This is a genomic window from Arthrobacter sp. Bz4 (assembly GCF_003075455.1).
Lineage (GTDB): Bacteria > Actinomycetota > Actinomycetes > Actinomycetales > Micrococcaceae > Arthrobacter_D.
Map to the genome: position 1 here is coordinate 250,578 of NZ_QDAE01000002.1, position 13,758 is coordinate 264,335.

Annotated in this window: 12 protein-coding genes and 2 tRNA genes; 10 read left to right on the forward strand and 4 right to left on the reverse strand. The window is 59.3% G+C overall.

All coding sequences use genetic code 11. The annotated features are described in order from the left end of the window. The first annotated feature begins 242 nt into the window (after positions 1 to 242). The 7 genes from gyrB (at position 243) to DDA93_RS03105 (ending at position 6,936) form a co-directional block, all read left to right on the forward strand. Positions 243 to 2,294: a DNA topoisomerase (ATP-hydrolyzing) subunit B gene (gyrB, locus tag DDA93_RS03080; RefSeq protein WP_279325255.1), complete on the forward strand. Its 2,052-nt coding sequence runs from the start codon at positions 243 to 245 to the stop codon at positions 2,292 to 2,294. A 70-nt stretch (positions 2,295 to 2,364) separates the two neighbouring features. Then, positions 2,365 to 4,986 carry a DNA gyrase subunit A gene (gene gyrA, locus DDA93_RS03085; RefSeq protein ID WP_116778033.1) on the forward strand — a complete coding sequence of 874 codons (2,622 nt, stop codon included), beginning with the start codon at positions 2,365 to 2,367 and terminating at the stop codon, positions 4,984 to 4,986. After that, entirely contained in the window at positions 4,983 to 5,519 is a 537-nt protein-coding gene (locus DDA93_RS03090; protein WP_019482043.1) for a DUF3566 domain-containing protein, read from the forward strand. The genes gyrA and DDA93_RS03090 overlap by 4 nt, the downstream gene beginning before the upstream one ends. 86 nt (positions 5,520 to 5,605) lie before the next feature. Beyond that, positions 5,606 to 5,679 (forward strand) — tRNA-Ile (locus DDA93_RS03095). A 41-nt stretch (positions 5,680 to 5,720) separates the two neighbouring features. Then, on the forward strand, positions 5,721 to 5,837 hold the full coding sequence (locus tag DDA93_RS16625) for a DLW-39 family protein (protein WP_237715235.1): 117 nt from the start codon (positions 5,721 to 5,723) through the stop codon (positions 5,835 to 5,837). 36 nt (positions 5,838 to 5,873) lie between these two features. Further along, positions 5,874 to 5,946: transfer RNA gene (locus DDA93_RS03100), tRNA-Ala, on the forward strand. 78 nt (positions 5,947 to 6,024) lie between these two features. Beyond that, complete coding sequence (locus DDA93_RS03105; RefSeq protein ID WP_019482042.1) at positions 6,025 to 6,936, forward strand: DMT family transporter; 912 nt, start codon at positions 6,025 to 6,027, stop codon at positions 6,934 to 6,936. Here DDA93_RS03105 and DDA93_RS03110 read toward each other — a convergent pair. After that, complete coding sequence (locus tag DDA93_RS03110; RefSeq protein ID WP_116778034.1) at positions 6,933 to 7,802, reverse strand: glycosyltransferase family 2 protein; 870 nt, start codon at positions 7,800 to 7,802, stop codon at positions 6,933 to 6,935. The genes DDA93_RS03105 and DDA93_RS03110 overlap by 4 nt on opposite strands. Before the next feature lie 99 nt (positions 7,803 to 7,901). After that, positions 7,902 to 8,750: a hypothetical protein gene (locus tag DDA93_RS03115; RefSeq protein WP_116778035.1), complete on the reverse strand. Its 849-nt coding sequence runs from the start codon at positions 8,748 to 8,750 to the stop codon at positions 7,902 to 7,904. A gap of 171 nt (positions 8,751 to 8,921) precedes the next feature. Between DDA93_RS03115 and DDA93_RS03120 the strand changes: the two genes are divergently transcribed. Both DDA93_RS03120 and DDA93_RS03125 read left to right on the forward strand, forming a co-directional pair. Next, positions 8,922 to 9,464, forward strand: a complete 543-nt coding sequence (locus DDA93_RS03120; protein WP_019482039.1) for a peptidylprolyl isomerase — start codon at positions 8,922 to 8,924, stop codon at positions 9,462 to 9,464. A 217-nt stretch (positions 9,465 to 9,681) separates the two neighbouring features. Beyond that, positions 9,682 to 10,341 carry a rhomboid family intramembrane serine protease gene (locus DDA93_RS03125; RefSeq protein WP_019482038.1) on the forward strand — a complete coding sequence of 220 codons (660 nt, stop codon included), beginning with the start codon at positions 9,682 to 9,684 and terminating at the stop codon, positions 10,339 to 10,341. Positions 10,342 to 10,609: 268 nt separating this feature from the next. Here the strand turns inward: DDA93_RS03125 and DDA93_RS03130 are convergent, their stop codons facing one another. Further along, complete coding sequence (locus DDA93_RS03130) at positions 10,610 to 10,861, reverse strand: cell division protein CrgA (protein WP_019482037.1); 252 nt, start codon at positions 10,859 to 10,861, stop codon at positions 10,610 to 10,612. A 283-nt stretch (positions 10,862 to 11,144) separates the two neighbouring features. Between DDA93_RS03130 and DDA93_RS03135 the strand changes: the two genes are divergently transcribed. Continuing rightward, the gene (locus DDA93_RS03135) at positions 11,145 to 11,789 is read left to right on the forward strand and encodes a gamma-glutamyl-gamma-aminobutyrate hydrolase family protein (RefSeq protein ID WP_116778037.1); all 645 of its coding nucleotides are present in this window, start codon (positions 11,145 to 11,147) and stop codon (positions 11,787 to 11,789) included. A 58-nt stretch (positions 11,790 to 11,847) separates the two neighbouring features. Here DDA93_RS03135 and pknB read toward each other — a convergent pair whose 3' ends face one another. Beyond that, a complete protein-coding gene (gene pknB, locus DDA93_RS03140; protein ID WP_116778038.1) occupies positions 11,848 to 13,716 on the reverse strand; it encodes a Stk1 family PASTA domain-containing Ser/Thr kinase in 1,869 nt (622 codons plus the stop codon). Between the last annotated feature and the right edge of the window lie 42 nt (positions 13,717 to 13,758).

The window sequence follows — 13,758 nt, forward strand, 5'->3', positions numbered from 1 at the left end:
CCGCTGGAGGTATCCGGCCTTAGCTGCCGCCCTCCCGACGGCTTATATGCGGCTTTATTCGCCATTAGAGGCCTGTTCAGTGAGGTATTGTCCACGACGGCAAGGTAGAATGATGGGAAATGGCATTCCTGAGGGGATGCCTTCGATCTGTTACCTGCTCCGCAGGTGTCAACAGCGAAGCTTTTTTGACCCAGATTCCTACCTTTGAGGAGCCGACAGCGCCTGTGGCTAATGACAACGAGCTGGACGCCAAAACCCAGGGCAATCCGCAGTCCGCTGCAGGAGCCCAAAATGGGACCACCGGATACGACGCAAGCGATATCAGCGTCCTCGAGGGTCTTGAAGCGGTTCGTAAACGACCCGGCATGTATATCGGTTCGACCGGCCCCCGAGGCCTCCATCATCTGGTGAATGAGGTGGTCGACAACTCTGTCGATGAGGCTCTTGCCGGGTATTGCGACACCATCAGGGTGACGCTACAGGCTGATGGCGGTGTCCGGGTGGTTGATAACGGTCGTGGCATCCCTGTTGATATGCACCCCACTGAGGGACGCCCCACCGTCGAGGTCGTCATGACCATCCTGCATGCCGGCGGAAAGTTCGGTGGTGGTGGGTATGCCGTGTCTGGCGGTCTCCATGGGGTAGGCATCTCCGTAGTCAATGCTTTGTCCTCCCGGGTGGAAACCGAGGTGAAGCGTCAGGGGTATGTCTGGAACCAGTCCTTCGCTGATGGCGGAAAGCCGGTAGGAGAGCTCCGCCGTGGAGCTGAAACCACCGAAACGGGAACCACCCAGACGTTCTACCCGGACGCCTCCATTTTTGAGACGGTGGAGTTCGACTTCGAAACACTAAGGGCCCGCTTCCAGCAAATGGCGTTCCTCAACAAGGGGCTTCGGATCATGCTGGTCGACGAACGGGTTGACGAGGTGGAAACCGAGGAGATCGCTGAAACGTCGGATGCAGGGACCTCCGGCGAGGATACGCCGAAGCACCGCCAGGTTGACTACATGTACGAGAACGGGCTGCTTGATTACGTCAATCACCTGAACTCGGCAAAGCGTGTGGACGTCATCCATGAGGACGTCATCGGATTCGAGACCGAAGACACCGACCGCAAGATCGCAGTCGAAGTAGCAATGCAGTGGACCAGCGCCTATTCGGAAAGTGTCCACACCTACGCGAACACGATCAATACGCACGAGGGTGGCACCCACGAAGAGGGTTTCCGCGCGGCCATGACTTCATTGATCAACCGGTACGCGCGAGACAAGAACATCATCAAGGAAAAAGACGAAAACCTGACCGGTGATGATATTCGAGAAGGACTGACCGCGGTCATCTCGGTGAAGCTCTCCGAACCACAGTTCGAAGGACAGACGAAGACCAAGCTGGGGAATTCCGAAGCCAAAGGCTTTGTCCAGCGCGTAGTCACCGATCAGCTGGGCGACTGGTTGGAACGGAACCCCGGCCCTGCCAGAGACGTCATCCGCAAATCGATTCAAGCGGCGCAGGCACGGCTCGCAGCGCGCAAGGCTCGTGAATCCACCCGACGCAAAGGTCTGCTCGAATCCGGTGGGATGCCCGGAAAGCTCAAGGACTGCCAATCGAAGGACCCATCGAAGTCTGAAATCTACATCGTCGAGGGCGACTCTGCAGGCGGTTCGGCCGTCCGTGGACGTAACCCCGATACCCAGGCCATCCTGCCGCTGCGCGGCAAGATCCTCAACGTTGAACGAGCCAGGCTTGATCGTGCGCTAGGGAACAGTGAAGTCCAGGCCATGATCACAGCCTTTGGTGCCGGGATCGGTGAGGATTTCGACGTCGCCAAGGCGCGTTATCACAAGATCGTTCTCATGGCCGACGCCGACGTTGATGGGCAGCACATCACCACGCTGCTGTTGACCTTGTTGTTCCGCTATATGCGCCCCCTGATCGAGAACGGCTACGTCTATCTGGCGCAGCCACCGCTCTACAGGATCAAATGGTCCAACGCGACCCACTCCTACGTGTTCAGCGACCGTGAGAGGGATGAAGTCATCAAAATGGGCTTGGCCAACAACCAGCGATTGCCCAAGGACAACGGTGTACAGCGGTACAAGGGGCTCGGGGAGATGAACTACACCGAGCTTTGGGAAACCACCATGGACCCCGACAATCGCACCCTGCTTCAGGTGACGGTCGACGATGCGGCCGCAGCGGATCAGATTTTCTCGGTCCTGATGGGTGAAGACGTTGAATCACGACGGAACTTCATCCAGCAGAACGCGAAGGACGTTAGATTCCTCGACATTTAGGGAGTTTCGGCGATCGACGGTAATCGCCATCTCCAACGCCTTGGCACTTAGAACTGAACGGAACTGACGTATGAGCGACGAAGAAACACCCGATCTCCCCCTCGAAGGACGGGTCCTCTCCGATCGAATAGAGCAAGTCGACCTGCAGACGGAAATGCAGCGGTCGTACCTGGATTATGCGATGGCAGTGATTGTTGGGCGGGCGCTTCCCGACGTCCGTGACGGGCTGAAGCCCGTCCACCGGCGGGTTCTCTACGCGATGTTCGACGGCGGCTACCGACCGGACCGATCCTTCAACAAGTGTGCGCGCGTGGTGGGCGAGGTCATGGGGCAGTACCACCCGCATGGTGATACGGCCATCTACGATGCGTTGGTCCGGCTCATCCAGGACTGGACCATGCGGTACCCGCTCGCCCTGGGTCAGGGAAACTTTGGTTCGCCGGGTAATGATGGTGCTGCTGCGCCTCGTTACACCGAAACCAAGATGGCACCGCTCGCCATGGAAATGGTCCGGGATATTGACGAGGAGACCGTCGATTTCCAGGACAACTATGACGGCAAGAACCAGGAACCGACCATCCTTCCGGCACGGTTCCCCAACCTGCTGGTCAACGGATCGTCGGGTATCGCCGTCGGCATGGCAACCAACATCCCACCGCATAACCTTCGCGAAGTCGCCTCAGGCGTCCAGTGGTACCTCGAAAACCCAGAGGCAACCAAGGAAGAACTCCTTGAAGAACTTCTGCTGCGAATAAAAGGACCGGATTTCCCCACCGGAGCGCAAATCCTGGGCCATAAGGGCATCGAGGATGCCTACCGCACGGGCCGTGGGTCGATCACCATGCGGGCTGTCGTCAACGTCGAGGAAATTCAGGGTCGCACCTGTTTGGTTGTCACCGAATTGCCCTACCAGGCAAACCCCGACAATCTGGCGATCAAGATTGCCGACCTGGTCAAGGACGGGAAGGTCAACGGTATCGCCGACCTTCGTGACGAGACATCGGGCCGCACCGGCCAGCGGTTGGTGGTTGTGCTCAAGCGGGACGCCGTCGCGAAGGTGGTCCTGAATAACCTGTACAAACACACCCAGCTGCAGGACAACTTCAGCGCGAACATGCTGGCTATTGTCGACGATGTGCCACGCACGCTGAGCCTGGATGCCTTCATTCGTCACTGGGTGACCCACCAGCTTGAGGTTATTGTCCGGCGCACCCAGTACCGGTTGCGGAAGGCCGAAGAGGCGGCCCATATTCTGCGGGGTCTGCTGAAGGCTCTCGACGCACTTGATGAGGTAATCGCCCTGATCCGACGATCCTCGACGGTCGAAGATGCCCGCAACGGGCTCATGGGCTTGCTCGAGATCGATGAAATCCAGGCTCAGGCAATTCTGGATATGCAACTGCGTCGCCTGGCGGCCCTGGAACGTCAGAAGATCCAGGACCAGCATGCCAAACTCGAAGCCGAGATAACCGAGTACCAGAAGATTCTCGCGTCGAAGCAACTGCAACGGGATATTGTCTCCACTGAGCTCCGCGAAATAGTCGACAAGCATGGCGATGACCGGCGCACTGAGATCCTCATGGGTTTCGACTCGGATATGAGCATGGAAGATCTGATCCCTGAAGAGGAGATGGTCGTCACCATCACCCGCGGCGGCTATGTGAAGCGGACCCGTAGTGACAACTACCGCCAGCAAGCCCGCGGCGGGAAGGGCATCAAGGGAGCACAACTACGCGGCGACGACGTAGTCGAGCACTTCTTCGTCACTACCACCCACCACTGGCTACTTTTCTTCACCAACCTGGGACGGGTGTATCGGGCGAAGGCTTACGAGTTGGTTGAGGCTGGGCGCGACGCGAAGGGTCAGCATGTCGCGAATCTGCTGGCGTTCCAACCCGACGAATCGATTGCACAGGTGCTCGATCTCCGGGATTACCAGCAGTCCCCTTATCTGGTGTTGGCAACCAAGCGCGGACTCGCGAAGAAGACCAGACTTGAGGATTACGACACCAACCGGACGGCCGGAGTGATCGCGATCAACCTGCGCGACGGCGACGAACTGGTCTCCGCGCAGCTGGTCTCCGAGAGCGACGATATGATGCTCGTTTCCAGGAAGGGTCAGTCCCTCCGGTTTACCGCGACGAACGACGCTTTGCGGCCCATGGGTCGGGCAACTTCGGGTGTCACCGGAATGAAGTTCCGCGAAGAAGATGAACTACTGGCCGCCAACGTGGTCACTGACGAATCCTTCGTTTTCATTGTGACCGAGGGTGGGTTCGCGAAGCGCACCAAGGTTGAGGAGTATCGGGTACAGGGTCGTGGCGGCCTGGGGATCAAGGTTGCCAAGCTCGCGGAGGAACGCGGAGACCTTGTGGGTGCCCTGATTGTCCAGGAAGAAGACGAAGTCCTGGTCGTGATGGGTGGTGGCAAGGTGGTGCGCTCAGCGGTGACTGGGGTGCCAGCCAAGGGCCGGGACACGATGGGTGTCATCTTCGCAAAGCCTGACAAAAAGGATCGAATCATAGCCGTCGCCCGCAACAGTGAACGGGGACTCACGGTCGACGACGGGGGTGTTGACGTGACGGGGGAGAGCATCGAATCCGCAGGGGCAACAACCGATGAAGTACCGTTGACCTCACAAGAGACGGCTGAGCTGGAAGCACAGTCACCAGATAATGGAGGTACCGAGTGAGTTCGCCTAACTCAAACCCACGGGCAGCCGGAGGATCGGTCAAACAGACCGGCACCGGGCCCCGCGTGAATGCTCCCGCACGGCCACCCCAGCGTCCAGCGGGTGCCACTTCAGGATCCAAACCGGCTGGCGCCCGGCCAGGTCTGGTGAAACCAGCGCCCAAGGCCAAGGCCCGCAAGGCGAGACTCCTGGTCAGTAAGGTTGACCCTTGGTCTGTGCTGAAGATGTCATTCCTCCTGTCCGTAGCCCTGGGTATTGTCACGGTTGTCGCGGCCATTGTCATTTGGACGGTTTTGGATCTCACCGGAATTTTCGATGGCGTGAATGATCTGCTTCGCGAAATAGCCGGCACCGAAAGTGGCGGTTTTGACCTTCGCCAGTTCGCCTCCCTGGGCCAAGTGGTCTCTTTCGCAACAATCATCGCGGTGGTGAACGTGGTGCTTTTGACCGCTCTGGCGATGCTTTCGGCGGTCCTTTACAACATTTCATCAACCCTGGTTGGCGGAATTGGTGTTACCCTCACCGACGATTAACCCTGCCGGGGGACGCCTGTTTCCGGACGATTTGATGATTGCCGAGATACTCCTGTAAAGTCGTATTTCGGCCCGAACAGGCTTCGGGGCGTATAGCTCAGGCGGTTAGAGCGCTTCGCTGATAACGAAGAGGTCCCAGGTTCAAGTCCTGGTACGCCCACGGACCTATCACCCGCAGGTAACTGCGATAGGAGAAGCACTGTGAAGAAGTTGTTGGTAATTGCAGCAGCTGTAGCAAGTGCGTTCGCCTATAAAAGGTGGCAGGAATCCGAAAGGGACAGAGCGGTATGGAGTAAGGCAACCGACACGGTTGACTAGGCTATACTGGTGAGGTTGCCGTCAAGGCAACCGATCGGGGGCATGGCGCAATTGGTAGCGCACCTGCTTTGCAAGCAGGGGGTTCGGGGTTCGAGTCCCCGTGCCTCCACCGAGGGAAAGGGTTCCGGCCAGTGGCCGGAACCCTTTCTTTTTAACTGAACTGCACCGGGTGGATTAGTGTTACTGGGTGATTATCTTCCTCTCCATTCTGGGTGTGTTGGGCGTTGCGGCGTCCGGACCTATTATGGCGGCGACGGTGGCCCCGGCACTGGCGATAGCCTTCTGGCGCAACGCGATCGGTGCGCTGGTGATGGGCGGACCCGCGGCACTTTCCAAGCGGCATGAGTTCAAGGCCCTGCGACGATCCGACTTCGTGCGGCTCGCGATCGCCGCCACCGCTTTGGCCCTCCACTTTGCCTGCTTTATTACCGCGTTGAAACTGACCTCCGTAGCGGCTGCCACCGCGCTGGTCTGCCTTCAAGTGGCCTGGATCGCGCTCTTTAACGCGATCCAGGGTTCGAAGCCGGCTACCAAGGTGGTTGTGGGTCTGAGTGTGGCGCTGCTCGGCGTCGTCGTCATCACTGGTTTTGATCTGACCCTCTCCCAGGATGCGATCATCGGTGACCTTTTGGCCCTGGCTGGCGGGGCCCTGGCTGGTATTTATCAGATGGCCGGGGCGAGCGCCCGGAAGACCATGTCCACGGGCACCTACACCACCCTGTGTTACGGAGGGTGCGCACTCATCCTGCTCGTTATGTGCCTGATCTTCAGGCAGCCACTAGTGGGATTCTCACCGGCAGCATGGGTGGGGATCCTCGCCGTCACGCTGGTCGCCCAACTGATGGGTCACACGGTATTCAATCATTTGCTGGCGGTAATGAGCCCGCTGGTGGTTTCGATGATCATCCTGCTTGAAATCCCTGGGGCAGCCTTGCTTGCGGCAATCTTTCTGGGGGAGCAACTGCCGGCCGGTACCTATGGCGGGTTACTGCTGATCCTGGTGGGCCTGGCTATCGTAGTCCGCGGGCAAATGAATCCGCGGCAGAGAACTACATTGGAAACCGCGGCCTCTCCACCGCCCGCGCTGGGTGGCACCTAGCCCCTCTGCGGGCCCTCACCAGCGGCCTGGGGAGCTCCACCCCGGTGGAGGCTGGGGCCGCGCACAGAGTGAACAGCACGGATCATTTTCGCTGGATAGTAGATAGACATGAAAATCAGCGGGGGTACCTTGAGGATTCGTTTGTTGATGCGGTGAGCCTTGTACGTGCGATCGAATCGGGTCACGTAGTAGCGGTAATCCTTCGGCGAATCCTCAAGTCGACGCGCCGACATGCCGCTGACCATGGTCGGCAGGTAGCGAATTACCAGATCGTGTTCGGCCAGGTGGAGCGAAAGGTCGATATCCTCGTGCATTTCGTCCGCCTCGTCCCGGCAGGTGGACTCACGAATCTGTTCCCAGGCTGTCCGGCGGATAGCCATGTTGGAGCCGAAGAGGAAGTGGTATTGATTACGGGCCAACTTGAGGATTAGTTGGCGGATCTTGTCATCGGCAAGCAAACCCCAGCGCCGCATCGGCATGTCGTAATAGACCACTGGGCCAGTCGCGGCGGCAACATCGGACTCAGCGAAGCCCGCAAGGACCTTCTCCACCCAGTCGGGCTCCAGCACGGAGTCAGCGTCAATTCGCCCGATGATGTTGCCTGACGCGCTATCAAATCCGAAATTGCGGGTTGGTATCAACCCCTGTTCGGCTGAATGCTGAAGAAGCTTGATCGGGCTTTCGGGATACTCCAACTGCATCTGCCGCACAATTCGACAGGTGCCATCGGTGGAGCGGTTGTCGATCACTAGGATTTCGTCGGCTGGTACCGATTGGTAGATGGCCGCGATCAAACACTGCCTGATGACACTTTCCTCGTTATACGCCGGAATGACGATAGAGACGGCGTTCTGGAGAGGGTGCACGGCCGTCAATCTACCACCGTGGGTCCCGGTTACGGCATGAATGAAAAAAAGAAAGGCGGCTCCGAAGAACCGCCTTTCCTTTCAAGCTAGGCCAAATGACTATTTGGTCGCATCCTTCGCGTCTTCTGCTACATCAGCGACCTTGCCGGTCGTTGCTGTACCAGCGGACTTCGCTGCATCTGACGTCTCGTCGGCAGCGTTGCCGGCCTTGGCTGCCGCCCGATCGACGGCCTCCTTGATGTCAGCGACAACCTTCTTCGCCTCCTCAGCGCGCTCAGCCTCACCTGCGGGCTTGGTATCCACCTTGACGGGGGATTTCCAGGGGTCCTCGACCGGCTTGGAAGCCCGCCAGACGGCAACGCCAGCGGTAATCGCTGCGGCGATGATACCGAAGATCAGCCAGCCCTTGCTGCCGCTCTTCTGCCGCTTCTTAAGATCGCGCGAGGCTTTCATGGCGGCGGCTGCTGCAGCCTTCTGGGCCTTTTTCACCGTCTTCTTGTCTCCGGTGACCTTGGTAACCGCCCGATTCACCGGTTCAGGGATCGTTGCGCCGGACAGGGAACGGGACACGCTGTCAGCGGCGTCTCCCAGTTTGTGGGACAGGGTCGGCAAATAATCGCCAACTACCTTGTCACGAGCGCCGGTGATCGCTGGAGCTGCGCGGTCGAGGGTCTTCTGGATGTGCGGGGTGGTGGTGTCAACCACCTGTGAAATACGCGGAGCAACCTTATCCAGGCCGTCCTGAATACGTGGGGTGACGGTGGAGATACCGTCGGAAATGCCGTGTGCGGCACGCTGTACTCCGTGCTGGATCATCGGCGACGCAGATCCGTAACCCTTTTCGATCCGTGGTGCAACCCAGTTGTAGGCGGCATCCACGCGTGGAGCTGCCCAGTCCCGTGCGGCTTCGGCACTCGTTACGACGCTCTTCTCGAGGTCGCGGGTCATACGTTTGTTCTTCTTCACATCTGCCTCCCGGGAATAGTGACTGTTGACTGTCAGCCTACGGGGTATCGCAATGACGTGCTATTCGTTCGCGGTGTCCCCGACGATTTTTCACTGTGCGCGGAACAGCTCAATCTCAGTGGTTTACCAGAGGGCGCATGAAAGAATGGAGGTATGACAGCTATTGCAACAGCACAAGCAACTATCCACACCAACCTCGGCGACATCAAGGTGAACCTCTTTGGGAACCACGCGCCGAAAACCGTGCAGAACTTCACGGGCCTCGCCACGGGTGAAAAGGCCTGGACCCACCCGCAGAGCGGCGAGGAATCCACCAAGCCGTTGTACGACGGGACGATTTTTCATCGGGTCATCAAGGATTTCATGATTCAGGGTGGAGACCCACTAGGTCAGGGTATCGGCGGACCGGGTTACCAGTTCGATGATGAGATCAACCCAGATCTGGATTTCACTGCGCCCTACAAGCTGGCCATGGCGAACGCAGGAATCCAGGGTGGCCGCGGTACCAACGGTTCACAGTTCTTCATCACCTCGGTCCCAACAACCTGGCTCCAGGGTAAGCACACCATCTTCGGTGACGTCACCGACGAAGCTTCGCGCACCATCGTCGAGCAGCTGAACGCTATTCCCACCGATGCACGGGACAAGCCACTGGAAGATGTTGTCATCAACTCGATCACGGTAGAACAGCTCTAAAACACCAATGACATACGGAATCCCGGCGGACCAGCCGCAGCAGGAAGTCCCCGTGTGCGCCCGACACACAGACCGTGTCAGCTACGTCCGCTGCCAGCGATGTGGCAGACCTGCGTGCCCGGAGTGCCACCGACCGGCTGCCGTCGGGATTCAGTGTGTTGACTGTGTGAGGGAAAGTGCGCGGAACGTTCCCACCCAGCGAACCATATTCGGCGGTGTGGCCAGGCAAGGGAAGCCTATTCTCACCTTTTCAATCATCGGCATCTGCGCGGTGCTCTTCCTGCTGCAAATGGTCATCCCCGGGCTGACCGGAGCACTGGCCTATGCCCCCCTCTATACCTCCGAATACCTGTCACCTGAACCTTGGCGAATGCTGACGGCCGCGTTCCTGCACTCCACCGGGTTCCTGCTCCACATCGCTTTCAACATGTACGCGCTCTGGATCATGGGGCAAGCACTGGAACCGTTGCTGGGGCGTACCCGTTTCCTGGCTCTCTACCTGTTGTCCGCGTTTGGCGGATCCGTGGCAGTACTCCTGCTCTCCAACCCCCTGCAATCCGTGGTGGGAGCATCAGGCGCCGTCTTCGGCTTGTTTGGTGCGATGTTGATAGTCCAGCGCCGCAGAGGTGGCGACGTGCGTCAACTCGTGGTCCTGATCGCCATCAACGGCGTATTGGGCTTCGTGGTTCCAGGGATCTCCTGGCAGGCGCATCTTGGTGGGCTACTCACCGGAACCGCAGCCGCCGCAATCATCGCCTACGCCCCCAAAGGGAAGAACCGGTCCCTGATCCATTGGGGAGGTCTGGCGGGTCTGGCTGTGCTGCTCGTAGCCTTGACGATTCTCGGCTCGGCACTCGTACAACTACCGCTGGGTTAGAAGTTGTCCACAAGGTTTATCAACAGCGGGGATAACTTACACACATGTAATTCCACAGCTGTGGATAAGCATGGGGCCGAAAACGTCCACCTTCAGACCTGATCCCAGCAAAGTTACCCACAGCTGTGGATAACTTAGTGCACAACGTGTGTACGAGTCCGCCTTAACGGCAAACGCGTCCGCAGTAACTATGGGACAGGGACCGAAATTGGCTCTGTCCCACTACCAGTGCGGACGCGTCAGGGAAGTGGTTGTGGGGAAGCGTGGGTCAGTGCCACTTCGTCGTCATCAGAAACCCGATGATCGCCAGGCCGAATCCGATCATGATATTCCACGAGTCGATTGAGGGAATAGGGAAGCGTGCCTCGGATACGTAGTAGACGATGATCCACAGCAACCCCAGAATCATCAACCCGAACATGACGGGTTTGTACCAGACCGGATTGGGCTTCCGCTCGGCGGAGGCAGCGGTGCTGGACTGACTCGGTTTCCTGTTCTTGCGGGACTTCGACTCGGGCACTGGTCCTCCTAGAGAGGCGAAGCCACAGTGGCAACGCCTTAGTGTTTACCCTCACAAGGGCTCGGCAGTCGGCGATGACGCACGCTATCCTGAAAAAAGGATCAATGTCATCAGCACGGTTCCGCACAATTCTAACCACTGAACCGGTGCTGGGGTGCAGTACCCCACCCAGGTGGGGTACTGGTAGCCTGCGCGCAGTGCGGGACAAACCAGCGGAGCACGTTGCTGGTGATCAAGGTACAACAGGCCGCAAGAGTTCAACGACGGGCATTTCACGAGCGCTATGAGCAAAACCACCCGCATTCTGGTCATCGACAACTACGACAGCTTTGTTTACACCCTGGTCGGCTACCTGCAGGAGTTGGGCGCCGAAACCACTGTGGTGAGGAACGACGACGTCACCCTGGCTGAGGCGATCGCTCTCGCGGAGGTGCGTGACGGTGTGCTGATTTCACCGGGCCCAGGGACGCCCGCCGATGCCGGGATATGCGTCGAGATGATCAAGTGGTGCGGTGCCAGTTCGACACCGATGCTCGGGGTCTGTCTGGGGCATCAGGCGTTGGCGGAGGCCTTCGGTGGCAGCGTTACCCATGCACCAGAGCTGATGCACGGCAAGACATCCCTGGTGGAACACGAGGCAGGGAGCATCTTTACGGGGCTGCCGTCGCCGTTTACCGCGACCCGCTACCACTCGCTTGCCGCGGTCAGCGATGTGGTTCCACCAGATCTGGTGGTCACAGCGCGCACGGCAAGCGGCATCATCATGGGGTTGGAGCACCGAACTGCTCCGCTGTGTGGGGTGCAGTTTCACCCAGAGTCCGTGTTGACCGAGGGCGGGTATCGCATGCTCGGCAACTGGCTTGAGTCACTGGGTCTGGTCGGGGCCGCTGAGAAGTCGTCAACCCTGAGCCCGCTGATTTCCAAATAGGTCCAGCGACCCGGAAAGCTAGGCTTTGCAGTCCAGAGCCAAGGTTGACAGTCCTGAGCTAGGGCTCTGCAGTCTCTTCCGGCGGCGTCGGGGCAGGAGTCGGCTCAGGGTCTACTGACGGGTCGTCCTCGGGTTCGGGAGCAACGGCTACGGTAATCACTATTTGCGTGCCCGGCGCGACCACCGAACCGGGTTCTGCACTCTGCTTGGTGACAGTGTCGGGGTCCACAACGGCGTTTTCTACTTCTTCAATGCGGTAGGTCAAACCCTTCGCCGGGTCCTCCAACTGCGCTATCGCTTCTTCCGTAGTCAATTCGATCAAACGCGGCACTTCGACCAACCCGGTAGATAACACCAGGTCGATATCGGATCCGATCGGCACTGACTCTCCTGCCCCGGGGCTGGTGGAGATCACACGGTCGGCCGGAACCGTTGCGCTGTTCTCCTGGGTCACCGCGCCGCCGCTGAGGCCGGCTGAGGATAACGCATCCCTGGCTGACGACTCGGTCATGCCAATGATGTTCTCGGGAATGATCGCCTCGGAGGGGCCCTCGGAAATGGTGACGTTAACTGTTGAGCCGGGTTCCACCTCTTCCCCCGCCCCCGGGTCCGAATCGATTACCAACCCGGGATCGACGGAGTCGCTGAAATCCTCGTCAAACTGTGGGCGCAGGTCGGCAGCGAAGATGGCATTGGCTGCCTCATCCTGAGTCATGCCCTCGACGGTCGGTACCGCCTGCAGCACCGGACCCTCTGGCTCGGAGTTAAGGAGGTTCAACAACACAAACGTCCCACCGGCGAGAACCAGTGCCACGATGATAAAAAATGTTGTGGTCCACGCCCGCCGGGCCGCACGACGGCGGTCTTCGTCGGCATCGCGGTCGGCGTTAAACGTCCGAGAAATCGACAGTGGAGGCTGATCTTCCGTGAGGGGACCCGAACTCATCGACCCGCCGGCCAGCACCTTCGCCATGGCGCGGGTCTGCGGGCCCTCAGCCCCGGCGGCCGAAACGGCAGCCGCGGGTAGGGTCGATAGTGCCTCGGTGGCGCGTTCCTGGGGCTGGGTAGTAGGAACAACACCCTTGCGGGCCTGCTGCAATGCAACCCGGAAGGCCACAGCGTCCTGGTAACGGTCCTGACGGTCTTTTTCAAGGGCCCGGTGCAATACCGCATCGAGTGCCGGTGAGACTTCGGGGTTGAACTGACTGGCCGGTTTGGGTACTTCCCGGACGTGCTGGTACGCCACTGAAACCGGGCTGTCGCCGACGAACGGCGGACGAGCGGTGAACAGTTCGTACATCAGGCATCCAGCCGAGTACAGGTCACTGCGCGCGTCAACGGTCTCGCCCCTGGCCTGTTCAGGCGAGAGATACTGGGCGGTGCCGATGACGGCCTGGGTTTGGGTCATGGTGGCAGCGGAGTCGGCGATGGCCCGGGCAATACCGAAGTCCATCACCTTGACGTTTCCCTCCGGCGTGATCATCACGTTCGCGGGTTTGATATCGCGATGCACAATACCCGCCTTGTGGCTGTACTCCAGTGCCGACAGCACGCCCACCATGTGCTCGGCTGACTGGTCGAGGGTCAGCTCCCCCGCGCGAATGAGATCGCGAAGTGTCCGTCCCGCAACGTACTCCATCACGATGAACGGGACCTTCACGTCGTCTACTGAACGCCCGGCGATTTCTTCTTCGCCGGTGTCATAGACGGACACGATGGTGGGGTGGTTCAATGCGGCGACTGCCTGTGCTTCCCGACGGAAACGGGACTGGAACAGAGGGTCCCGGGCCAGGTCCTGACGCAACAGTTTGATTGCCACGGACCGGCCCAGCCGGATGTCACGACCGAGGTGCACATCGGCCATCCCTCCACGGCCAATGAGCTCACCTACTTCGTAACGCCCGTTCAGGACCCTGTCAGTGGTCACTTGTCCGCCTTCCGCCTGCATCTGAATAGTGAGGGAAGCGCG